Origin of the sequence: Halobacterium zhouii (assembly GCF_021249405.1) — an archaeon.
Taxonomy (GTDB): domain Archaea; phylum Halobacteriota; class Halobacteria; order Halobacteriales; family Halobacteriaceae; genus Halobacterium; species Halobacterium zhouii.
Genome location: NZ_CP089593.1, coordinates 935,183 through 955,109, shown reverse-complemented (window position 1 = coordinate 955,109; position 19,927 = coordinate 935,183). Strand labels below are relative to the sequence as shown.

21 protein-coding genes are annotated in these 19,927 nt (G+C 65.6%); 9 read left to right on the top strand and 12 right to left on the bottom strand.

Annotated features, from left to right (window positions below; all coding sequences use genetic code 11):
* Nucleotides 1-146: 146 nt before the first annotated feature.
* The gene (locus LT970_RS04910) at nucleotides 147-407 is read right to left on the bottom strand and encodes a hypothetical protein (protein WP_232688349.1); all 261 of its coding nucleotides are present in this window, start codon (nucleotides 405-407) and stop codon (nucleotides 147-149) included.
* On the opposite strand from LT970_RS04910, the gene LT970_RS14665 reads away from it, so the two are divergent.
* A complete protein-coding gene (locus LT970_RS14665; RefSeq protein ID WP_349292253.1) occupies nucleotides 318-671 on the top strand; it encodes a DUF7528 family protein in 354 nt (117 codons plus the stop codon). The two genes, LT970_RS04910 and LT970_RS14665, sit on opposite strands and share 90 nt — an antisense overlap.
* A gap of 127 nt (nucleotides 672-798) precedes the next feature.
* Here LT970_RS14665 and LT970_RS04905 read toward each other — a convergent pair whose 3' ends face one another.
* Together LT970_RS04905 and LT970_RS04900 are read right to left on the bottom strand one after the other, a co-directional pair.
* Nucleotides 799-1,059 carry an antibiotic biosynthesis monooxygenase gene (locus tag LT970_RS04905; protein ID WP_232688348.1) on the bottom strand — a complete coding sequence of 87 codons (261 nt, stop codon included), beginning with the start codon at nucleotides 1,057-1,059 and terminating at the stop codon, nucleotides 799-801.
* Between the two features lie 125 nt (nucleotides 1,060-1,184).
* Entirely contained in the window at nucleotides 1,185-2,213 is a 1,029-nt protein-coding gene (locus LT970_RS04900; protein WP_232688347.1) for a phosphate uptake regulator PhoU, read from the bottom strand.
* Between the two features lie 166 nt (nucleotides 2,214-2,379).
* On the opposite strand from LT970_RS04900, the gene LT970_RS04895 reads away from it, so the two are divergent.
* Nucleotides 2,380-2,553, top strand: a complete 174-nt coding sequence (locus LT970_RS04895; protein WP_232688346.1) for a DUF5786 family protein — start codon at nucleotides 2,380-2,382, stop codon at nucleotides 2,551-2,553.
* Nucleotides 2,554-2,639: 86 nt separating this feature from the next.
* Here LT970_RS04895 and LT970_RS04890 read toward each other — a convergent pair whose 3' ends face one another.
* A complete protein-coding gene (locus LT970_RS04890) occupies nucleotides 2,640-3,719 on the bottom strand; it encodes an ATP-NAD kinase family protein (protein WP_232688345.1) in 1,080 nt (359 codons plus the stop codon).
* Between the two features lie 80 nt (nucleotides 3,720-3,799).
* On the opposite strand from LT970_RS04890, the gene LT970_RS04885 reads away from it, so the two are divergent.
* Complete coding sequence (locus tag LT970_RS04885; protein ID WP_232688344.1) at nucleotides 3,800-4,168, top strand: DUF7522 family protein; 369 nt, start codon at nucleotides 3,800-3,802, stop codon at nucleotides 4,166-4,168.
* Nucleotides 4,169-4,481: 313 nt separating this feature from the next.
* Here LT970_RS04885 and LT970_RS04880 read toward each other — a convergent pair whose 3' ends face one another.
* From LT970_RS04880 to LT970_RS04855, 6 genes are all read right to left on the bottom strand, one after another.
* Nucleotides 4,482-5,162 (bottom strand): competence/damage-inducible protein A, encoded by a 681-nt coding sequence (locus LT970_RS04880; RefSeq protein WP_232688343.1) that lies wholly within the window; start codon nucleotides 5,160-5,162, stop codon nucleotides 4,482-4,484.
* A 117-nt stretch (nucleotides 5,163-5,279) separates the two neighbouring features.
* Nucleotides 5,280-5,975 (bottom strand): DUF5803 family protein, encoded by a 696-nt coding sequence (locus tag LT970_RS04875; protein ID WP_232688342.1) that lies wholly within the window; start codon nucleotides 5,973-5,975, stop codon nucleotides 5,280-5,282.
* 40 nt (nucleotides 5,976-6,015) lie between these two features.
* Nucleotides 6,016-6,681 (bottom strand): DUF2110 family protein, encoded by a 666-nt coding sequence (locus LT970_RS04870; protein WP_232688341.1) that lies wholly within the window; start codon nucleotides 6,679-6,681, stop codon nucleotides 6,016-6,018.
* Nucleotides 6,681-7,199, bottom strand: coding sequence for a transcription factor (locus tag LT970_RS04865; protein WP_232688340.1), 519 nt, complete (start codon nucleotides 7,197-7,199; stop codon nucleotides 6,681-6,683). The genes LT970_RS04870 and LT970_RS04865 overlap by 1 nt, the downstream gene beginning before the upstream one ends.
* Nucleotides 7,200-7,484: 285 nt before the next feature.
* Nucleotides 7,485-8,021 (bottom strand): tRNA (cytidine(56)-2'-O)-methyltransferase, encoded by a 537-nt coding sequence (locus tag LT970_RS04860; protein ID WP_232688339.1) that lies wholly within the window; start codon nucleotides 8,019-8,021, stop codon nucleotides 7,485-7,487.
* A gap of 74 nt (nucleotides 8,022-8,095) precedes the next feature.
* Complete coding sequence (locus LT970_RS04855) at nucleotides 8,096-8,614, bottom strand: hypothetical protein (RefSeq protein WP_232688338.1); 519 nt, start codon at nucleotides 8,612-8,614, stop codon at nucleotides 8,096-8,098.
* Between the two features lie 147 nt (nucleotides 8,615-8,761).
* Here LT970_RS04855 and LT970_RS04850 point away from each other — a divergent pair, with 147 nt between their 5' ends.
* Both LT970_RS04850 and LT970_RS04845 read left to right on the top strand, forming a co-directional pair.
* On the top strand, nucleotides 8,762-9,661 hold the full coding sequence (locus tag LT970_RS04850; protein ID WP_232688337.1) for an SDR family NAD(P)-dependent oxidoreductase: 900 nt from the start codon (nucleotides 8,762-8,764) through the stop codon (nucleotides 9,659-9,661).
* A gap of 66 nt (nucleotides 9,662-9,727) precedes the next feature.
* Nucleotides 9,728-10,666, top strand: coding sequence for an NAD-dependent epimerase/dehydratase family protein (locus tag LT970_RS04845; protein WP_232688336.1), 939 nt, complete (start codon nucleotides 9,728-9,730; stop codon nucleotides 10,664-10,666).
* A gap of 96 nt (nucleotides 10,667-10,762) precedes the next feature.
* Here the strand turns inward: LT970_RS04845 and LT970_RS04840 are convergent, their stop codons facing one another.
* The gene (locus tag LT970_RS04840; protein ID WP_232688335.1) at nucleotides 10,763-11,065 is read right to left on the bottom strand and encodes a PadR family transcriptional regulator; all 303 of its coding nucleotides are present in this window, start codon (nucleotides 11,063-11,065) and stop codon (nucleotides 10,763-10,765) included.
* 160 nt (nucleotides 11,066-11,225) lie between these two features.
* On the bottom strand, nucleotides 11,226-11,942 hold the full coding sequence (locus LT970_RS04835) for a GAF domain-containing protein (RefSeq protein ID WP_232688334.1): 717 nt from the start codon (nucleotides 11,940-11,942) through the stop codon (nucleotides 11,226-11,228).
* 399 nt (nucleotides 11,943-12,341) lie between these two features.
* Here LT970_RS04835 and LT970_RS04830 point away from each other — a divergent pair, with 399 nt between their 5' ends.
* Genes LT970_RS04830 through LT970_RS04815 form a run of 4 tightly spaced genes read left to right on the top strand, consistent with a single transcriptional unit; the run spans nucleotide 12,342 to nucleotide 19,912 of the window.
* On the top strand, nucleotides 12,342-14,399 hold the full coding sequence (locus LT970_RS04830; RefSeq protein WP_232688333.1) for a PrkA family serine protein kinase: 2,058 nt from the start codon (nucleotides 12,342-12,344) through the stop codon (nucleotides 14,397-14,399).
* Between the two features lie 53 nt (nucleotides 14,400-14,452).
* Complete coding sequence (locus tag LT970_RS04825) at nucleotides 14,453-16,666, top strand: PrkA family serine protein kinase (RefSeq protein ID WP_232688686.1); 2,214 nt, start codon at nucleotides 14,453-14,455, stop codon at nucleotides 16,664-16,666.
* Nucleotides 16,657-17,946 (top strand): YeaH/YhbH family protein, encoded by a 1,290-nt coding sequence (locus LT970_RS04820; protein WP_232688332.1) that lies wholly within the window; start codon nucleotides 16,657-16,659, stop codon nucleotides 17,944-17,946. Before LT970_RS04825 ends, LT970_RS04820 begins: the two co-directional genes overlap by 10 nt.
* Nucleotides 17,936-19,912 carry a SpoVR family protein gene (locus LT970_RS04815; protein WP_232688331.1) on the top strand — a complete coding sequence of 659 codons (1,977 nt, stop codon included), beginning with the start codon at nucleotides 17,936-17,938 and terminating at the stop codon, nucleotides 19,910-19,912. Before LT970_RS04820 ends, LT970_RS04815 begins: the two co-directional genes overlap by 11 nt.
* Nucleotides 19,913-19,927 lie beyond the last annotated feature (15 nt).

The following is a 19,927-nucleotide window of genomic DNA, read 5'->3' as shown; positions in this document are numbered from 1 at the left end:
ATGAGCGAAGCTCATCGGCGTCCTCCGGAGTGGTAGCGACGGAGGGCTCGCTGGAACTTGTTCCAGCGGCGTCCTCGTGAGCTTGCGAACGAGGACTTGTGGAGCCGTGCTCCACAAGGCCTCGCGAGACGAAGTTGAGCGAGTAGTCACCGCAACGGCCGACACACCAGATACCTTTTTAGGGGCGCGTCCACTCCGCTGGCGTATGCAGCGGAGTACTCAGGCTCCTGATCGAGTTCTCGGACTGTGAACAGTCCATCACTGCCAGCGTAGACGACGGCGAGATTCGCGTCACTGTCGACGGCGAAACCCTCTCGCTGTCCCGCGAACACGCCGCGGAACTCCGCGACGTAGTCGGGGACGCCCTGGCGCGTCGGGAGGAGTTCTTCCGCACCGCCTGCGAGCACCGCGAAGATGGTAGTTTCGTCGTCGAACGGCGCGGTGCGGACTCCACGGGCAACTCGACGGTTTTCGACAGCTTCGCCGAAGCGCAGCAACTGTTTGACCGCCTGCCCGCGTCGTTCGACGCCGACGCCCTGTCGTCGTCGGGCATCACGGGGTCACGTCGCCACATGCTGGTGCGACACTTCGCCGAGCATCCGGCGTTTCCGTGTACGCTGGCGTCACGAAATCCACTGCAGGCCGAGAAGGCCAGCACGGACGGAAGCTGACCGGCGACTCGCTGGAGTATCCGGTTTCCGGAGGCGTCCCGACTCCCGTAACCATCCCCAATCCGGTAGCCATCCCGACTCCCGTAGCCGTTCCGTTCACGCTCCGGCAGTGGGTTCCCGGGACAGCCTAGCTGACCTGCTCGAAGTAGGACAGTTCTGGTTGCCCCTCCACGCCCGCGTCCGCCAGTCGTCCGCGCATCTCGTCAGACTCGAACAGCTTCCGGGCGTTCTCACGGTCGTCCCACTCGAAGAGGACGACCACGTCCTCGGGGTCGTCCGACGACCGGAAAATCTGGTAGCCTCGCTGTCCGTGTTCCGTTCGGAGGGAGTCGTTTTGGTCGAAGTTCTCTCTCCACGCGTCGAAGTCCGCTACGTGTGTTTTGCCCATAACGTGAACCATGTTGTACACCAGACGAGAGGACGCACTCCGGAAGCAAAGCCCTATTTGCTCGATTAGAACGGGCAGGTCGCGGAGTGAGGACGCTATTCGTACGCTTCGAAACCGAGACGTGGTCAGTTCAGCGTGGTGTGGTCGGACTGCTCGTTGAGCGCCAGATTCGCCGCGATTTCGGCGTTCCGCATGGCGTACTGGGCGGTCTGCTGGAGGCTGACGAGGACCTCACGAACCTCGAGCAGGTCCTCGTTCTCGAGTTCCGGGAGGTCCGCGAGGATGTCGCCCTCGCGGTCGCCGATCTCCGCGAACAACTCGCGGGCCTCGATGGTGGCGTCGTAGTTCCGGGTGACGACGGCCTCGACGGCTTTCGCGGTGATCTCGTCGACCTGGTCGGTGAACTCGCGGATGCGGCGCATCGTCGCCTGCTCGACGTCCAGCGAGTGGCCGTCGGTCTCCAAGACGATCTCGGCGATGTCCTCGGCGTTGTCCGCGGTGAGTTCGAGGTTCTTCGCGACGCTCCGGTAACCCACCAGCGGGAAGCCGTCGTCGAGACCGACGGCGCGCGCGAGCGTCGGGTTCTGGAACGCCGTGAAGATGAGGCGCAGGCAGAGCACGAATATCTTGTTCGCCTGCCGCTCGCGGTTGAGCGCGCGCTGGGCGAGGTCGGCGTTGCCGTGCGCGAGCGCCTTGACCGCCTCGCCGCGCATCGTCGATCCTGTGTTCTCGAGGCGCTCCAGCAGGTTGTCCAGGTCGAAGTCCTCGGGGTCGACGCTGCACCGGATGGTGATGCGCTCGGGCGTCTCCTCGACGACGCCGAGTCCCATGAGCTGGGTCTCGGCCTGGTAGACCGCGTTGATGTGCTGGGAGTCGAGTGCGTCCTCGCTCTCGACGTGGATGATGCGTCGACCGAGCACGTACTGCCCGACGATGGCGCGTTCGACGGCGTCAGCACCGAAGTTTTCTGCGTGGATGGTCGCCTCCGAGTCCTCGCCGTGTGCGGACTCCGGAGTGACCGTCAGTGGCCCCTTCCCGCTCTCGCGGACGGTGACCTCGTCGCCCTTCTCGACGTTCTGTTCTCGCGCCCACTCCGCGGGCAGCGTCATCGCCAGCGTCGACGGACCGAGGCGCTGGACCTTTCGCGTCTCCATGCGAGTACCACTCGTCCGAACGACCTTAGTATTGCGCCGCTATCCTAATACGTACCCTAGGCCGTTTGACGCGTTCCGCGTCGCGGAACTCGCAATCGGGTCGTCCGAACGCACCTATCGGGAACACCGGTACACTTTTTCCCGGGCCGCCCCTACGCTGTTTCCCATGGGTTTTGGTAGCTACGACGAGTCCGAGCAGGAGGACCAGAACACCGAGATCGACGAAGACGCCGCCGTCAACGTCCACGAGAACGACCACGACGGCGACGCCAACTTCGAACCGGGCGCGAGCAGCGACGAACTCATCGACCAGCTCGAGTCGATGAAATCCGACGAGTAACCGAGCGATACGCGCCGAATCCTTCCAGTCGACGATTCATCGTCCGGTCCTCACAATCGGACGTTCTCCGTCGTCCGTTCTTCGATTCAGACGACCTTCATCATCCGTTCTTCGAAACGGCCAGTCTTGACGCGCGTCCACCCGCGCAGTGACTCGTCGACCGCCTGGTCGCCGGTGTCGACTCGCAGCGCGCCGACGTCGTCGAGTTTACTGGCCGAGGCGACAACCCGGACGTCGCTTCGCTCGATGACCGCGGGCGATATCTGGTGGTTACCGCGGCCGAACACGAACCCCTGTCCGCCGATGGGGGAGACGAACACGACGTTCTCGTCGCCGAGCGCCGACAGAATCTCGTCCTCGCTGCCGTCCTGGACGACGAGTTCTCCGTCCCGGTAGACGTCGACGCCGAGCGGTGACCCGTCGACTCCGAGCGCGTCCGTGATTGCGCCGAGCGTTCCGCCCGGCCCGAGTACGTACGTCACGCCCGTTTCGATGTCGTCGACGACCCCCGCGGCGAGTCCCTCCACGCTCCCGGCGTGGGTCTGTTTCGCGGACTGAAGGTCCGACGCCACCGGTACCTCGACGACGCCGCGGAGGGTGGTCCGCACTTCCCCGCCACGGTAGGCGTCCTCGTCGATGTCGCTGACCTCGCGCGCCTCGGTCGCGTCGAAGTCCGCGGCGACCCGACCCGCGGCTTCCGGGGTCACCGCGAACACCGCAGAGTACACCTTCACACCCGCGGGGACACCGAGAACAGGGATGTCCGTCGCCCGCTCGGTTTCCGCCGCGTCGAGGGCCTCGGCGACGTCCGTCGCGGTGCCGTCGCCGCCGACGAACAGAATCAGGTTGACGCCACGGTCCGCGAACTCGCGGACCGCGCGCCGGGTGTCCGCCGCGGACGTGTCGTCCCCCGAGGGCTGTCCGATGACCTCGGGGTCGAATCCGGCTTCCCTGGCCTCGTCTGCCCCCATCACACCGCCGTACGCGAGCAGTTCCGTCTCCGGCGCTCGCTCCCGGAGCGCGGTGAGCGCTGCCGTTGCGCGCTCCGGAGCGCGGGGTTCTGCTCCTCGCTCCCTGGCTTCGGCGGCCTTCCCATCGGTTCCCTTCAGGCCGACCCGCCCGCCCATGCCCGCGATAGGGTTCACGACGACGCCGACGGTTCGCATACCCGCCGTTGGGTTGGCGTCCCAAAAAGTCGAGCGGTCGCGTCGAAAAGATGAATACGGCATACCGTCACGGCCAGTGTATGCCCCGAACCGACGACGAACTCGTCGACGCCCTCCAGGAGCACGTCGGAGACAAGTTGCGTGTGGTCGGACGCCACGACGCCGACTCGTGGGCGGTCTCGTTCATGCGCGACGACGTACAGGCCAACTACAGAAGCGACGAGGTGGACGAAATCGCTGGTGACCTCGCGCTCTCCGAGATGGGCGCGACGCGACAGGAGGACCTCTACGAACTCGGGTCGCTGCGCGCGACGGTTCGACTGTTCGAGGATGGGTTCGTCGTCCACGTCTCGACCGGCGAACGGTCTGGCCGCCTCATCTCCATCGACGACGACGCCACCGTGATGGGACGGGACGTCGTCCAGATCGTTCGGCGAGTGGTGGAGTGAGCATCGCAACGGTGCGCGACCACGCCGGAACACCGGTGCGTGAATCAAGAGTTAAGAGCGCGCCCCGGGAAGGCCGATGCATGTTCGCGCTGCTCGCCGCCTCGGAGGGTGTATCGCTGCCGATGAACGCGGTCGGCTGGACCGTCACGGTGCTCGGACTGCTCGCCGCCGGCGTGTGGACGGCGTACCTCTACCGGTGACTCGAGCCGAGTCACTCTTCTCTCGGCGACTCGAGTCGCTGGTTCTCCCGTAGTGACTCGAACCCGACTGATTCACTCGCAGTGACTCGAATTCGGTCTGTTCTCCCTCGTCGTCACGCCACTCTGTCAGTGAGCCAGTCGGCTGCCGCCCGCGCTGTCTCCGGGTTCTCGTGTCGGATCTTCACCCGGACGTCGTCGCCGGGATAGCTGCCGACCTCGACGTCGTAGCGCTCGCGAAGTTCCGCGATTACGTCAACCAACGAACTCTCCGGTCGGTCGACGCGGACCGTCTCGACGTGCAGTTTCGTCCCGCCGAACTCCCCCGCGACCGCGTCGAACATCGCCTCCATCTCCGTCGGGACGCCCGGTAACACGTAGACGTTCTCGACGACCGCACCCGGCGCGACACCGACCTCGTTTTCGAGCACTCGCGCGTCCGCGGGCAACTCCGTCGTGCCGTCCGCGAGGTCGCTCCGCTGGTACTGCTCGTGTTCCTCGAAGTACGCCACAGCGTCCGGGTGCTCGATCATCTCGCGGTCGAACGCCGCAGCGACGCCCGCCATCGTGAGGTCGTCGTGGGTCGGTCCGAGGCCGCCCGTGACCAGTACAGCGTCGTACACGTCCGCGAACGCCGCTACTTCGCTCGCGATGACGTCGACGTCGTCGGGCACGACGAGTACGCGTTCGACGGTCGCGCCGCGCTCCGTGAGCCGCGCGGCGAGCCACGTCGCGTTCGTGTTCTCGGTGTCGCCCGCGAGCAACTCGTCGCCGACGGTCACCAGCGCAACCTGCATAGAGTGTCGTACGAACCCGCGTGGCAAAAGTAGCCTCCCTGCGGGCCGCGAGCGTTCGAGTCGCCCGACAACTCCGGCCTGCGGCCGAGAGTCGCTACTCGCGTTCAGGTCGAGGCCTTACTCGCGCTCCAGGTCGAGGCCCGCCTGCTCGCGGTTGCGTTCGAGCTGTCGAATCTGCAGTCGGAAGTAGACGACGCCCAGGAGCGCCAGCACCACAAGCACGCCGACGATACCGCCGAAGATGTAGAGGTCACGCTGGAGGTAGAACTCCGCGTTCACCGCGTCGGCGGACACCGACCCCCAGCGCAGGTGGACGCGGTCGGCGGCGACGCGCTTCTCGTAGCCACCCGGTGACACCGCGCCGAACACCGGGAATGCGGTGCGCATCCCCTCGGGCAACACGACCTCGTAGGAGCCGTCGAACGCTGTCGGGACGGTGACCGACCGACTACCCGCGCTCGCGGTGAACGCGAACGTGCCGTTACTCGCCGGGAACTCCACGGTGGTCTGCGTGTTGCTCGTGCTGACCGAGATTGCGTCCGCACCGACGACGGTGCCGTTCGGGTACCGGAACTCGACGGCGGAGAGGCGGACCGGATGGCGTCCACCGAGCGCGCTCGTCGACGACAGCGTCACCGAATCCCGGCCGGAGACGTCCGCGACTGCCTGGTACTCGCTCCCGTTGACCGTGACGGTGACGTTCGCGTCGGTCGTCCAGTCGTAGTCGGCGTCTCGAGAGAGCTCCTCCTGGCTGGGTCCGGACGAACCGACGCACCCGGCGCTGACGGCGAGCGCGACCACCGCCAGTGTCACCAGCAACTTCCTCATGACGCGATATAGAGCAGATCCGTTCTCATGGTACGACGCAGAGCAGTTCCGCGGGGAGGTACTCGCCGACCGCCGAGAGCAGGCCGGGCGGATCTGTCCCCTCCTTGCAGATGACGCTCTGCTCGAGCAGGCCGAGGCGCTCGACGGTGACGATGTCACGAGCGTGGCCGGCGCGGTTGACCGTCGCGCGCACCTCGCCGCGGGTCGCACTGTTCACGTTCAGCCGACCGTTGCCCCGAGTCCACTCGTAGAGCCGGTCTTGCTCCTCGTCCGCGAGCTGCGATGGTTCGCCGTACGTGAACTCGAGGGGGATGTGCTGCACGAGGCCGAAGCGATTCCGAATCTGCTCGGGCGTCCCCGGGCCGAGACCGATCTGGTCGGCGGGAATCTGTACGTTTTCGCCCGCGTCGAGCACGAAGCCGTCGTCGTCCCAGGATTCGAGCGTCCCAGTGTAGGTTTCGCCGTCCTCGAACACTTCGGTGATTTCGCCCCACGTCTCCGCGAGCACGTTGCGCGCGGCCACTTCGTCTGGCCCGTCGAGTGTCACGGACGGGAAGTCGTCGCGGCGCACGCCGATCTCGTATTCGACGTCGAGTTCGCCGACGTCGTTGTCCACGAGCGACCGCAGACCGTCGAGTGATCGCTCGCGAGCATCGCCCTCTACGTACAATTTCGTGGCGAGAACGACCATTATGCCTTCACACCGAGGTCCGAGCGGAGGTTCCCGATGCGTTCCTCCATCGCGTCGACGAGGTCCGTGTTCTCCATCGCCTCGACCGGCGACCCGCACTCCGGACACTCGAAGCCCAGGTCCATCGCTTCGCCGAACTCGAAGCGGATCGAACACACCTCACAGAGGTAGAACTCGTTCTCGAGTTCGTACTCCCGTCGGTCCTCTAAGGCGTCGAGCAGGCGGTCCATCTCCTCGTGGAGGTTCTCCGGGATGTTGTCGTAGTCGAACGTCCAGAGGTACGTGAGCCACCCCGAGTCCTCGTCTCGGACCCGGCGGTAGGTCGCGAGGTCGTTCTCGTAGAGGATGAACAGCGCGCGTCGCACGTCGTTCAACTCCAGGTCGAGGCGCTCGGCTAACTCCTCGTCTGTCACCTCTCCGTCCGGGGGTGACACTGCCACCGGCATCCCCTTCGGGCCGACCAACTCGTGGAGGTACTTCTGGACCACGGGTGCCTCCAGCAGATCCTCAAAAGCCATTGTCCAAAAGGCGGGTCGGAGCGCCATTAAGTCTTGTCACTCCGGCGGAGGAACGGTCCGAACTGGCTGATTCCACCGAGGTCGGTTCGTCCAGTCACGTTTCGAGGGTTCAGGGGCAGACGCCCAAAACGACGTCTGAGAGGGGTCCGAGTACCACCACCACCACGTCGGAAACCATCGAACTGGCAAAATGGTAAGTACAATCGGGTCATTCTTCCGGTATGAACCGGCGTCGAAACACTACGGCACGCCGATAGCGACCCTGATCCGGCGCTCTGATAGCGGCTACTCCAGTTCCTCGACGCGTTTCCCGCACTCCTGAGGAATCACGCGACTCCGGGCGTCCTCGTACTCCTGGCTCAGTTCTCGGCCCTCGAACAGGCTATCGAGGAACACCGCGAGGCCGGCGACCTCTGAGTGGGGCTGATTCGTCACGGCGACGTTCCAGTCGGCCTCCTCGTACACCTCACCAGGGACCTTCTCACCACCCACGACGACGAGCAGCGGGTCGGACTCGCGGGCGTCCTGAACGTCCCCGATCACGTCCTGGACGGGTTCGCCGTACATCGTGAGGTGGACGACGACGCCCTCCCAGTCGCGCACGGTGGCGGGGAGTTCCTCGGTCGACTCGACCTCGAACGGCCCGCCGAACCGGTCCGTGATGTCCGCGACCGTCTCCTCGGACTGACTCGCGTTCCCCGGAAGGATGGCGCGGTCCGCGCCGAGCGCGCGCGCCGTCAGGCCGACGTGCGTCGTCATGCGGTCGTCGCGCCCCGGCCGGTGGCCGTACCGGAGCACCGCGACCTCGGGTTCGCCCTGCATATGTGTGGGGAGACGCTTGCCCGTGGTACGCGTTTCGGAAGCTAGGCGTCTCCGCGTCGAGGTGGTAGAGGAGGCTAGAACTCTGCAGTGAATCGCGTGGCGTAGTTTCGGACTGGGCCATCACCGACGCTTCCCGGGAAGAAGAACACGTACTCGGTTCTGGATTCGTCAGGGGGAACGATAGTGTAGGGGGACGACCCAGAATCGTCTGTCGAGAACGCGAATGTCAACTGGGTCGACTGGCTGGGCTGGAGCACAACGGCGTCCAGCGAGCGTTCTTCGGGACCAACTCGCTTCCACTCTCCAGACTCGGTGTGTCTGCGGAGTTGCCAGGGGCCGACCTGTAGAAACGTCTTGTCCGTCCGGTTGTAAAGAGTGAGCCTGATTGTCTCCGATTCCGGTGTTACGGTCGAACGAGAAGGAAGGACAACCACTGAATCCACGACATTCTCCGTGCATCGTATCTCTCGATCCCCGAATACGGGGCAGTCATCCTGCGAGTCAGTGTTCTCAGAAAGTAGCGTCGTGCAGCCCGCAATACCCCCGAGGAAAGTCGTTCCGGACAGGCCGAGGAATTTTCGTCGGGAGACCATTGAGTAACTTCCACAGAGCAGAATAATATATCGGTTTTCATTTTTGTCGTGCAACAAACTAGCGCTTCGGAAGACGAAGTATCGCTGAGCATGTAGAGACGACCACCCCGGACACCACTTATGCGGCAAGCAGACGAACCCCAGACCATGACACTCCCGGAAGCCAGGGCAGGCGTACAAGACGTCGACCTCTCAGAGTCCACCGTGTTCGTCACGGGCGCGACCAGCGGTATCGGGCGCGAGACGGCGCTGGCGCTCGCTCGCCTGGGCGCGACCGTCCACATCCACGGTCGAGACGAGGAGGACGGCCTCTCGGTGCGCGACGACCTCCGAGACCTCGGGAGCGAGAGCGTGTTCTACCGGGCGGACTTCGCCTCTCGGTCGGCGGTCCGGGACCTCGCGGCGGACGTCGCTGGGCGGGTGGACGAACTCGACGTGCTGGTGAACAACGCCGGCGCGCACTTCGACGAGGGACATCTCGTCTGGGACGGCGCCGAGGCGACGTTCGCGGTAAACCACCTCGCACCGTTCGTGCTCACACACGACCTGCGGGAGGTGCTGGCAGCTGATGGCCGGGTCGTCACGACGGCGTCGGAGGTCCACCGGCGCGCGAGCGCGAGCGAGTTCGAGAACGTGCAGTCCGTCGAGGACTACGACGGCTTCGACGCCTACGCCCGGTCGAAACTCGCGAACGTGATGTTCACGGCGGGGCTGGCGCGGCGACTCGACGACCAGACGGCGAACTGCTTCCACCCTGGGTTCGTCCCGGGGAGCGGCCTCTGGCGGAACGCCCCGCTGCTGGTGCGGGCGGGCACCCGCCTCGCGTACGTGCTCCCGGCGGCGCTCACCGGCGGCGTGACCGACACCTCGCGCAGCGCCGCACGGAACGCCGTCTACCTCGCGGCGTCCCCGGACGTCGCGGACGTGACGGGCGCGTACTTCGACGACTGCGAGCGCACGCCGCCGTCGTCGGCGGCCAGCGACGTGCTCGCCCAGCGCGACCTCTGGGCGAAAAGCGAGGAACTGGCTGGCGTTCGCTGGAGTTGAGGCCGGATTCTGGACTGTTGCAACCCAGACCAGAACGCACTTGCCGAATCCCGGAAACCACCCTGTATGGAACTCTCCGACTCTCGCGTCGTGGTCACCGGCGCGGCGGGCCTGGTCGGGTCGCATCTCGCCGCGCGACTCAGCGAGGACAACGACGTGGTCGCGGTGGACAACCTCTCGAAGGGGACCCGCGAGCGCGTCCCCGACGGCGTGGAATTCGTGCAAGCAGACATGTGCGATGCCGTCGACGTGGCCGAAGTGATTACCGAGGACGTGGACGTCGTCTTCCACTTCGCGGCGTACACGGACACGAACTACGAGAACCCCCGCGTGTTGTTCGAGGAGAACGGCGAGATGACGTACAACGTCCTCGAGCGCATGGACGAGGTGGGCGTCGACAAACTCGCGTTCACCTCCTCCTCGACGGTGTACGGCGAGGCGCCGATGCCGACGCCCGAGGACTACGCGCCTCTCGAACCCATCTCCATCTACGGCGCGAGCAAACTCGCGGACGAGGGCCTCGTCTCGACGTACGCGCACTCCCACGGCATCCAGACGTGGATGTACCGCTTCGCGAACATCGTCGGCCCGAAACAGCGCGGGAACGTGATTCCGGACTTCATCGAGAAACTCCTCGAGGACCCGGAGACGCTCACCATTCTCGGGAACGGCCGCCAGGAGAAGTCCTACCTTCACGTCGAGGAGTGCATCGACGCGATGATCCACGTCGTGGAGCACGCAGACAACGACCTCAACACGTACAATCTCGGCACGCGGACGACGACGTCAGTGAACGCCATCGCGGACATCGTCGCCGACGAGATGGGCCTCGACCCCGAGTACGAGTACACGGGCGGTGACCGAGGGTGGACCGGCGACGTGCCGAAGATGCGCCTCTCCATCGAGAAACTCTCCGCGCTCGGGTGGGAGCCGTCGCAGTCCAGCGACGAGTCGGTGCGGAAGGCGGCACGGGGCCTGATAGCGGAACTGCGCGACGAGCAGTAGGGAAACGGGTGGCCAGGCCGCGAAGGTAGTCAGGGCGCAAAAGTGTCCAAGACGCGATAGTGGTCAGGCCGCGAACTGTCGGCACGTCGCGGGTCGTCACTCGACGACCGCCGTCGTCTCGTCGTCGGCGTCGAGGTACTGGTCCTCCCAGTCGCGTCGGGCGTCGAGTTCGCGGCGGCCGCGGCCGGTGACCGTGTAGTAGTTGGTGCGCTGGTCGGCCTCACCCTTGTCGACGAGGCCCTTCTCGACGAGCGTGTCGAGGTTCGGGTAGAGCCGTCCGTGATTGACCTCGGACTCGTAGTAGCCCTCGAGTTCGTCTTTCACGTCGAGTCCGTTCGGGTCGTCCATCCCCGCGATGACCACGAGCAGGTCACGCTGGAAGCCAGTGAGGTCGTCCATGTCTGGTTTCGTACAGACAGCCGTCTGGGATAAGTGCAGCGAACGTAAGTCGGTTGATACGTTGGCGCTGGTCCAGCCTTACTGCGTGGTACGCACCGGGCGCCGCGCCACAATCAGCACAGAGCGTGGATTCAGGCCTCGATAGATTATTGCAGGGGAGTCACGCCTCGACGCGCGGCGGGGAGAGCAGACGCGAGTCGGCGAGTTCGGCGCACGCGCCGACGATGGCGAGCGTGCGGTCGTCGTCGAAGAAGTCGGGTTCGTGGGCCTCGGCGTCGACGATGCCGACGACCTCACCGTCGGAGCGGATGGGACAACAGAACTCGCTCGCGACGCGGTCGTCGCACTCGTAGTACGGGCCGTCGTGGTCGGTGACGTCGTTCACGAGCACCGCTTCGCCAGTGAGTCCGACCGTCGAGTTGTTCGAGCGCTCGGCGAACGACTCCGTGAGTGGGAACTCCGCGCGCGAGTGGTCGCCGACGTAGGCCTCCTTCACGAGCACTTCCTCGCCGTCCGGGTTGGTGGCGCGGCGGTAGACGCCGAGCCAGTCGGCGTCGGTCTCCGCCACGAGGTTCTCGACGGTCTCGTGGAGCGCGACGAGTCGGGCCGTGTTCGGGTGGTCCCGGAGTTGTTCCTGGTCGTACTCCAGCCCACAGATCGGCGCGAGATTGTAGGGGTCGTCCGCGAGGCCGACGCCGCACGCGCCGTCCTCCCCGAGTTCGGGGACGAGGTACTCGTAGCGGTCCGCAACCGTCTCCGCGTCCACAGTAGCGTGGGGTGGGTGGGCGACGAGCGAGGCGCCACGCTGGAGAGCGTCCGAGTCGTCGTCTCCGAGGTCCGACAGTCCCACAGAGCGCAGGTAGGCTTCGTGACTCATGTTGTGGCGTGATTAGCTCTGCGGACGTAAAGAATCGTTCACTCCGGCAGGTCTGCCAGGGCGGCGTCGGCGCCGACCTCGTCGCACACGCTATCCGGGAGACCAGTTCCAGTGGCTGGGCGCCGGCCACCGTGACCCTTAAAGTAGTTGGCGAACCACTCTGAACAATGCCAACACATACCAATACATTACCAGTTCGTTGTCCGTCGATTTTTGGGATTGTTGGCCAGTCGGAGGCCGCTTCCATGCGACAATCGCCGGAATGCTTATAGTCAACCGAACCGGAAACTGAAAGTAGTGCCGGTGTGACGCCGGACCACCGTCAGTCCTCGCCGCCAGAGAAGAGCGACACCCAGTAGCACCCCGGCGTGGCATCTGGCCACAATAACCACGAACAACATGACGGAAACCCTCGAACGCCTCAGCGACCAGTACAAGGCATCGGTCCCGTCCGACCTGCGGGACGCCCGCGGGTTCGACTGGTACCTCGAAACGCTGTACGACGACCCGAAGGTCGCGCGAAACGCCCACCAGCGTCTCGCCGACATGTTCGATTTCTACGGGTCAACCACCGACGACGACGGCGTCGTCGAGTACGAACTGGCATCCGAGGACCCACTCGGCGAGGGTGCAAACACCTTCTTCGGCCGCGAAGTCCACGAATCCATCCACGAGTTCGTGAACAAGGTGAAAAGCGGCTCCCGTGGCCTCGGACCTGAGAAACGCATCATCCTGTTGCTCGGCCCCGTCGGCTCCGGGAAATCCGACGTCGACCGACAGATACGCCGCTACTACGAGGACTACACCGCCCAGGAGGAGGGACGACTGTACACGTTCCGGTGGACGAACCTCTGTTCGGTCATCGACGACCAGGACCCGAACGACGACACGGTCACGTCCCCGATGCACCAGGACCCTCTCGTGTTGCTCCCGCAGGAACAACGCAAGGAGGTCATCGCGGAACTGAACGAGCGCCTCGACGCGCCGTACACGCTCAGAAACGAGCAGTCACTCGACCCCGAGAGCGAGTTCTACATGGACGAACTGCTCGCGCACTACGACGACGATCTCAAGAGCGTGCTCACGAACCACGTCGAAGTCGTCCGACTCGTCGCGAGCGAGAACCGGCGCGACTGCATCGAGACGTTCGAACCCAAGGACAAGAAAAACCAGGACGAGACGGAGTTGACGGGTGACGTCAACTACTCGAAACTCGCGGTGTACGGCGAAAGCGACCCGCGGGCGTTCGACTTCGCCGGCGCGTTCTGTAACGCCAACCGCGGCATCTTCTCCGGCGAGGAACTCCTCAAACTCCAGCGCGAGTTCCTCTACGACTTCCTTCACGCCACGCAGGAACAGACCATCAAACCGAAGAACAACCCACGGATCGACATAGACCAGGTCATCGTCGGGCGGACGAACATGCCCGAGTACCGGGACAAGCGCGCAGACGAGAAGATGGAGGCGTTCAACGACCGCACCAAGCGCGTCGACTTCCCGTACGTCCTCGAGTACGAGGAGGAAGCCAACATCTACGAGAAACTCCTCCAGAACGCCGACGTGCCGGACATCCACGTGGAACCCCACACGCTCACAATGGCGGGTCTGTTCGGCGTGCTGACCCGCATCCGTGACCCGGACAACGACACCGTCGACCTGCTCGAGAAGGCCAAGGCGTACAACGGCGAACTCGACGAGACCGAAGACGTCGACGCCGAGAAACTCCGCGAGGAGGCCGAAGAGACCGGCGAACGCGAAGGGATGGCGGGCGTCAGCCCGCGATTCGTCGGCGACGAGATCGCCGCCGCCATCATGCAGTCGATGGACCGTGACCGCGAGTTCCTCTCGCCGCTCACGGTGTTCAACCGCCTCGAGGACCACGTCGGCCAGCACGGATCGATCGCCGAGGAGGACGTCGAGGAGTACCGCCGGCACCTCGAACTCGTCCGCGAGGAGTACAGGGAACGCGCCATCGAAGACGTGCGCCACGCGCTCGCCTACGACCTGGACGAGATCCAGCGCCAGGGCGAGAAGTACATGGACCACGTGATGGCGTACATCGACGACGACACCGTCGCGGACACACTCACCGGCCGCGAGCAGGAACCAGACGAGACGTTCCTGCGCGCCATCGAAGAGCAACTCGGCGTCCCCGAGGACCGCAAGGACGACTTCCGCCAGGAGGTGTCGAACTGGGTGAGCCGGCGCGCCCGCGAGGGCGAGCCGTTCGACCCCCAGGACAACGACCGACTGCGTCGCGCGCTCGAACGCAAACTCTGGGAGGACAAGAAACACAACATCAACTTCTCGGCACTCGTGTCGAACGCGGAGTTCGACGAAGACGAGGGCAACGACTGGGTGACCGCGCTCGTCGAGCGCGGCTACTCGGAGGAAGGCGCTCGGGAAGTACTGGAGTTCGCGGGTGCCGAGGTGGCGAAAGCGGAACTGGAATCGTGACAGACTTCGTCTCCCGGGCGGACCGCGCGCTCCGGGACGCCTACGACGAGCCGATGAGCCTCGAGGAGTACGTCGAGTTCGTCTTCGAGAACCCGCTCGCGGCCGCCCACGCCAGCCGGTACCTGCTTGCCGCCATCGAGGACGCGGGCACGCGCCCGGTCGTCGAGGCGGGCGAGGAGCTCCAGCGCTACCGCTTCTTCGACGACCCCCACAACGACGGCGAGCACGCGGTGCTCGGGAACACGAGCATGCTGAACGCGTTCGTCGACGACCTGCGCGCGGTCGCCGCCGGGCGCGGGAAGGCAGAGACCATCCTCTGGTTCGCCGGCCCCACCGCGACCGGGAAGTCCGAGTTGAAGCGGTGCCTCATAAACGGCCTCCGGGAGTTCTCGAAGACCCCGCAGGGCCGCCGGTACACCGTGGAGTGGAACGTCGCCGGGGCGGAGGACTCCCCGGGACTGACGTACGGCGACGGCCGCGTGGAGAGCGAGGACGACTGGCACCAGAGCCCCGTGCAGACGAGTCCGCTCTCGGTGTTCCCGACCGACGTCCGGCAGGAACTGCTCTCGGAGTTGAACGACGAGCGCGACGAGACCGACCAGTTGCGCGCGGACGCCGACCTCGACCCGTTCAGCCGCGAAGCCTACGACTACCTCGAGGAGGCCTACCGCCGCGACGGCCGGACTGACCTGTTCGCCGCGGTCACGAACGAGAAACACCTGCGCGTGAAGAACTACGTCGTAGACCGCGGCCGGGGCGTCGGCGTGCTCCACTCCGAGGACACCGGCAGTCCGAAAGAGCGTCTCGTCGGGTCGTGGGTCGCGCCGCTGCTCGCGCAACTCGACTCGAAGGGCCGAAAGAACCCCCAGGCGTTCAGCTACGACGGCGTGCTCTCCCAGGGCAACGGCGGTCTCACCGTCGTCGAGGACGCAAGCCAGCACGCCGACCTGCTCCAGAAACTCCTGAACGTCCCCGACGAGCGCAGCGTGAAACTCGACAAGGGCATCGGGATGGACCTCGACACCCAGCTGGTCGTCATCTCGAACCTCGACCTCGAGGCACAACTGAACAAGCACGACGACCGGCAGGGGTTCGACCCGCTAAAGGCGCTCAAGCGCCGGCTCTCAAAACACGAGTTCGGCTACCTCACGAGCGTCAGCCTCGAAACACAGCTCCTGCGCCGAGAACTCACGGACGACAGGAGTGTGTGGACCGAAACCGACCCCGGGGCGCTCGCGGACCGCACCCGGGAGGCCGTGACGGTCCCCGTCCGCGACCGCGAGGGCGTCGAGGAGCGCGAACTCGCCCCGCACGCACTCGAAGCGGCGGCGCTGTACAGCGTCGTGACGCGCCTCGACGCGGGCGACCTGCCGGAGCCGTTGAGTCTCGTGGAGAAGGCACTGCTGTTCGACCGAGGGTACGTCGGCACCGGGGAGGACCGCCGGGAGGCCGACGAGTTCGACTTCGACGACGACGCCGAGGACGGCGGGAACGGCATCCCGGTGACGTACACCCGAGACGTGCTCGCGGACCTCCTGCACGCCGATAGCGACCGCTCGCACCCCGACCTACCGGTGGAGTGTGTCATCACCCCCGGAGACATCCTCGACGCGATGGTCGACGGACTCGCCGACGCCCCCGTGTTCTCCAGCGCCGAGCGGGCCGAGTTCGAGGATCGCCTCGTCCACGTCAAGGACTACGTCCACGACCAACAGGAAGAAGACGTTCTCGACGCGCTGCTCTCCGGCGAAGGCGCCGACGAGTCGGACGTCGAGACGTACGTCGAACAGGTCCACGCGTGGGCGACCGACGGCACCGTGACGAACGACCGCGGCGAGGCGGCGCAACCGGACCCGCTCGCGATGAAGGTGTTCGAGACAGAGACCCTCGGCAGGTTCGACGACGCCGACTACCGCGGCAACGACCCGCGACAGACCGTCCGCGAGTTCCGCGAGGACACCGTGATGACCGCCGTCACGCGCCACGCGTGGGAGCACCGCGACGAGACGTTCCGCGCTGGCGACGTCGACCTGTCCTCGATTCCCGTGCTCCGGGACGTGCTCGCCGGCCACGACTGGGACGACGTTCGGCGCGTCCACCCGGACCTCGACCCCCACCAGTGGTCCGACCCACCCGAGAACACCGCCACCGCCGAACTGAAAGCACAGACCATCGAGTTCCTGACGGACGAACGCGGCTACTCGCCCGCGAGCGCCGAACTCGCGAGTCGCAGCGTCCTCGACGAGGTGGCCCACCGATGGGACTGAGAGACGACCTCGAGCGGTTCCGCGAGGTCGGCGAGGCGCGCAGGCAGGACCTCGCGGAGTTCATCCAGTACGGCGACCTCTCCGGGAGCGAACCAGACGCCGTGAACGTCCCCGTGAAACTCGTCGACCTCCCGGAGTTCCAGTACGACAAACTCGACATGGGGGGCGTCGGACAGGGCGACGCCGACCCCGGCGACCAGGTCGGCGAACCCCAGGAAGGTGATGGGGACGGCGACGCGGGCGAAGACCCCGGGGAGCACGAGTACTACCAGATGGACCCCGAGGAGTTCGCCCAGGAACTCGACGAGCGACTCGGCCTCGACCTGGAGCCGAAGGGCAAGCGCGTCGCCACCGAGACCGAGGGCGCGTTCAACGACACCGCGCGCCGCGGCCCGCGCAGCACGCTCGACTTCGACCACCTCTACAAGCAGGGCATCAAGCGCCAACTCGCGGTGGACTTCGACGAACAGTACGTCACCGAGGCGTTGCGCGTCGAGGGGTGGGGGCCGGACGAGGCCTTCGAGTGGGCGCGCGAGAACAACGTCCCCGTTTCGAAGGCGTGGCTCGCAGAGCGTTACCGCGACGTCGAGGAACGCGACCGCTGGTCGTCCATCCACGCGATGGAGCGCGAGGTCGAACGCGAACCGACCCGCGACCGCATGCGACGCGGCGACGTCGGGAAGGTGCCGCTTCGCCGCGAAGACGAACAGTTCCGCCACCCGGAGATCGTCGAGGAGCGCGAGCGCAACGTCGTCGTCGTGAACATCCGGGACGTCTCCGGGTCGATGCGTGAATCCAAGCGTGAACTCGTCGAGCGCACGTTCACACCCCTCGACTGGTATCTCACCGGGAAGTACGACCGCGCGGAGTTCATCTACGTCGCCCACGACGCCGACGCGTGGACGGTCGAACGAACGGAGTTCTTCGGCATCCGATCGGGCGGCGGCACCCGCATCTCCAGTGCGTACGACCTCACGGAGACCCTGCTAGAGGACTACCCGTTCAGCGAGTGGAACCGCTACGTGTTCGCCGCCGGCGACGGCGAGAACAGCCACAACGACACCGAGGAGAACGTCATCCCGTTGATGCGGAAGATCGACGCGAATCTCCACGCGTACGTCGAAACCAGGCCCAGCGAGAGCCTGCGGACCGGAACGCACGCCTCGGAGCTACGCGACGCCTTCGGGGACAGCGACGGCGTGGCCGTCGCCACGGTCACCGGCGAGGACGACGTTCTCGACGCTATCGAAACCATCCTCAGCACCGAAGATGACGACTGAACCCGAGAAACAGCGGAAAGCCCAGGAGCTGACCGAGCCGGCGCGAGAAGCCACCGCGCTCGCGCAGAAACTCGGCCTCGACCCCTACGATGTCCAGTACTGGGTCGTCGACCACGACGAGATGAATGAACTCATCGCGTACGACGGCTTCCAGACGCGGTACCCGCACTGGCGGTGGGGGATGAAGTACGAGCGACAGCGCAAGCAGCGCCAGTTCCTCGGCGGGAAGGCCTTCGAGATCGTGAACAACGACGACCCGTCGAACGCGTTCCTCCAGCAGTCGAACTCCCTGGCCGACCAGAAAGCCGTCATCACGCACGTCGAAGCCCACGCCGACTTCTTCGCGAACAACCGCTGGTTCGGACTGTTCCGCGAGGACGGCCCGAACGCCGCCGCGATGCTCGAACGCCACGCGCGACGGGTCGAGGACGTCCTCTCGGACCCGGACGTCGACCGCGAAGCCGTCGAGGCGTTCATCGACACCGTGCTCTCCATCGAGGACAACGTCGAGTACCGGCGCGCGTTCGACCGGTCGACCGAGGGCGGCGAACCCGACGAAGTCGACGACACGCTCGACGAACTCGGCGTCAGCGACGAGGTGAGATCCGAGGTGTTCGACGACGACTGGCTCGCAGACCTCGACGCGGACGCCGACGACGCGTCGGTCCCAGACGAACCCGTCTACGACCTGCTCGCGTTCCTCAGGGAGCACGGACAGTCATACGACGAGGACGCCGAGAAGGCCGTCGAGTTCGAGGACTGGCAGCGCGATGTCCTCGAGTTGCTGCGCCGCGAAGCGTACTACTTCGCACCCCAGCGCACCACGAAAGTGATGAACGAGGGGTGGGCGGCGTACTGGGAGTCGATGATGATGGGCGAGGAGGCGTTCGCCGGCGTCGAGGAGTTCCTCGACTACGCCGACCACCAGGCGAAGGTGCTCAACAGCCCCGGCTTCAACCCGTACAAACTCGGCAAACAGCTCTGGGAGTACGTGGAGAACACCACGAACCGACGGGAGCTCCTGGAGCGCTTGCTCCGCGTGCGGGGCGTGACGTGGCGGAACTTCCACGACTCCATCGATTTCGAGGCGGTGACCGAGGCGCTCGAACCGCCGGACGCGCTCGACCGAATCTCGAGTGACACGCTCGAGGCCGTCGCAGCGCTCCCGGACGAGTACGTCGACGAAGACGCGCTCGCGGCGGCCCGAGACGGGGACGTCGACGTCGACCGCTACCCCTGGAAGGTGCTCACCTACGAAGGGCTGGCGCGCCGCCACTTCTCGCTCGCCAAACCCCAGTTCCGGGGGTTCCTGGGCCGCGTCTCCCGGGAGGAACTCGAGCGTGTGAGCCGGTATCTGTTCGAGGACGAGCAGTACGCGTCCGTGAGTGACGCACTCGAGGACGTGGAGTTCACGGCGGGGTGGGACCGCATGCGGTCGGTGCGCGAGAGCCACAACGACGTGACGTTCATCGACGAGTTCCTCTCCCAGGAGTTCGTCGACGCCAACGACTACTTCACGTACGAGTTCAGCCGTGCTCGCGGCGACTACCGCGCCACCAGCACGGACGCCGCGGACGTGAAGAAGAAACTCCTGCTCCGCTTCACGAACCTCGGGAAGCCGACGGTCGGCGTCTACGACGCGAACCACGAGAATCGCGGCGAGTTGCTGCTGTGCCACGAGTACAACGGCGTGATGATGGACCTGGAGGACGCCGAGGAGACGCTCAAGCGCGTGTTCGAGTTGTGGGGCCGGCCGGTGGTCCTCCACACAATCACGAAACGCGTGTCCGAGCGCGAGCAGGAGCGAGCCCGGCGCCGCAACCGCGAACCGGAACCCGAGGAGGTGGGGGTGGAAATGCGGTACAACGGCGAGGAGTTCGAAGTCGAGGAGTTGTCCTGGCAGGCGGTCGCAGAACTGTCCGCCGACGAACTCGACTACGACACGAAGCCCGACGACTGGCTGTGACCGCTCGGGGAGGGC

Coding starts and splice junctions, on each gene's coding strand:
- LT970_RS04890 (WP_232688345.1), bottom strand. CDS start 3,719: ATGCGAACCGTCGGCGTCGTCGTGAACCCTATCGCGGGCATGGGCGGG.
- LT970_RS04860 (WP_232688339.1), bottom strand. CDS start 8,021: ATGCAGGGCGAACCCGAGGTCGCGGTGCTCCGGTACGGCCACCGGCCG.
- LT970_RS04900 (WP_232688347.1), bottom strand. CDS start 2,213: ATGGAGACGCGAAAGGTCCAGCGCCTCGGTCCGTCGACGCTGGCGATG.
- LT970_RS04840 (WP_232688335.1), bottom strand. CDS start 11,065: ATGGACGACCTCACTGGCTTCCAGCGTGACCTGCTCGTGGTCATCGCG.
- LT970_RS04850 (WP_232688337.1), top strand. CDS start 8,762: ATGACACTCCCGGAAGCCAGGGCAGGCGTACAAGACGTCGACCTCTCA.
- LT970_RS04870 (WP_232688341.1), bottom strand. CDS start 6,681: ATGGTCGTTCTCGCCACGAAATTGTACGTAGAGGGCGATGCTCGCGAG.
- LT970_RS04895 (WP_232688346.1), top strand. CDS start 2,380: ATGGGTTTTGGTAGCTACGACGAGTCCGAGCAGGAGGACCAGAACACC.
- LT970_RS04880 (WP_232688343.1), bottom strand. CDS start 5,162: ATGCAGGTTGCGCTGGTGACCGTCGGCGACGAGTTGCTCGCGGGCGAC.
- LT970_RS04845 (WP_232688336.1), top strand. CDS start 9,728: ATGGAACTCTCCGACTCTCGCGTCGTGGTCACCGGCGCGGCGGGCCTG.
- LT970_RS04820 (WP_232688332.1), top strand. CDS start 16,657: ATGGGACTGAGAGACGACCTCGAGCGGTTCCGCGAGGTCGGCGAGGCG.
- LT970_RS04815 (WP_232688331.1), top strand. CDS start 17,936: ATGACGACTGAACCCGAGAAACAGCGGAAAGCCCAGGAGCTGACCGAG.
- LT970_RS04830 (WP_232688333.1), top strand. CDS start 12,342: ATGACGGAAACCCTCGAACGCCTCAGCGACCAGTACAAGGCATCGGTC.
- LT970_RS04825 (WP_232688686.1), top strand. CDS start 14,453: ATGAGCCTCGAGGAGTACGTCGAGTTCGTCTTCGAGAACCCGCTCGCG.
- LT970_RS04905 (WP_232688348.1), bottom strand. CDS start 1,059: ATGGGCAAAACACACGTAGCGGACTTCGACGCGTGGAGAGAGAACTTC.
- LT970_RS04865 (WP_232688340.1), bottom strand. CDS start 7,199: ATGGCTTTTGAGGATCTGCTGGAGGCACCCGTGGTCCAGAAGTACCTC.
- LT970_RS04835 (WP_232688334.1), bottom strand. CDS start 11,942: ATGAGTCACGAAGCCTACCTGCGCTCTGTGGGACTGTCGGACCTCGGA.
- LT970_RS04855 (WP_232688338.1), bottom strand. CDS start 8,614: ATGGTCTCCCGACGAAAATTCCTCGGCCTGTCCGGAACGACTTTCCTC.
- LT970_RS04885 (WP_232688344.1), top strand. CDS start 3,800: ATGCCCCGAACCGACGACGAACTCGTCGACGCCCTCCAGGAGCACGTC.